The organism is Priestia sp. P5_B4 (assembly GCF_056400385.1).
Genome location: NZ_JBFULJ010001453.1, coordinates 1 through 591, shown reverse-complemented (window position 1 = coordinate 591; position 591 = coordinate 1). Strand labels below are relative to the sequence as shown.

Below are 591 nucleotides of genomic sequence, written 5' to 3'. Positions count from 1 at the left end.
CATCATCACTCTAGCACACTGAAAGTGCTAGAGTGATGATGCCTTCTAATTCTTTTTTATTGTAATTAGTTTTTATTAGTACTCTTATACCTACTAAATTGTTGTGTAAGAAACGAGATGTGTTAGCAGAATCGATATCTTTTGATAGCTCTCCACTAGATTGGCCTCGTTTTATAAGGCTATTAAACATATCTTCAGTACGGTTAAACATTTTTGTAACTATGCGTCCAATTTCTTTGTCCAACAAAGATAATTCAATGGCTGCATTTACTGATAGACAACCTTTTGGGTATTGTCCAATGGAATTCAGTACGAAAATAAAAACATCACGTATCGCCTGTTTAATGGATGAAGTGTTACTAATTATGCTTTTCATCTCATTCACGATGAGTTCTTCATAGTGATTAAGGGAAGCTAAAAACAATGAACGCTTGTCACCAAATGTGTCATAGATACTCCTACGATGTATCCCCATATGATCGACCAAATCTTGCATGGATGTTTTTTCATAACCCTGTTCCCAGAAAAGCTCCATTGCTTTTCTTAATACTGCTTTTTCGTCAAACTCTTTACTTCTAGCCATTTTATTTC

1 protein-coding gene is annotated in these 591 nt (G+C 34.7%); it reads right to left on the bottom strand.

Annotated elements, in window-relative coordinates:
• Window positions 1–10: 10 nt before the first annotated feature.
• Window positions 11–583: a TetR/AcrR family transcriptional regulator gene (locus AC1DRF_RS31565; RefSeq protein ID WP_477742769.1), complete on the bottom strand. Its 573-nt coding sequence runs from the start codon at window positions 581–583 to the stop codon at window positions 11–13.
• Between the last annotated feature and the right edge of the window lie 8 nt (window positions 584–591).

Excerpts from the sequence above, each read along its gene's own strand:
- AC1DRF_RS31565 (WP_477742769.1), bottom strand. The coding sequence starts at position 583 with ATGGCTAGAAGTAAAGAGTTTGACGAAAAAGCAGTATTAAGAAAAGCA.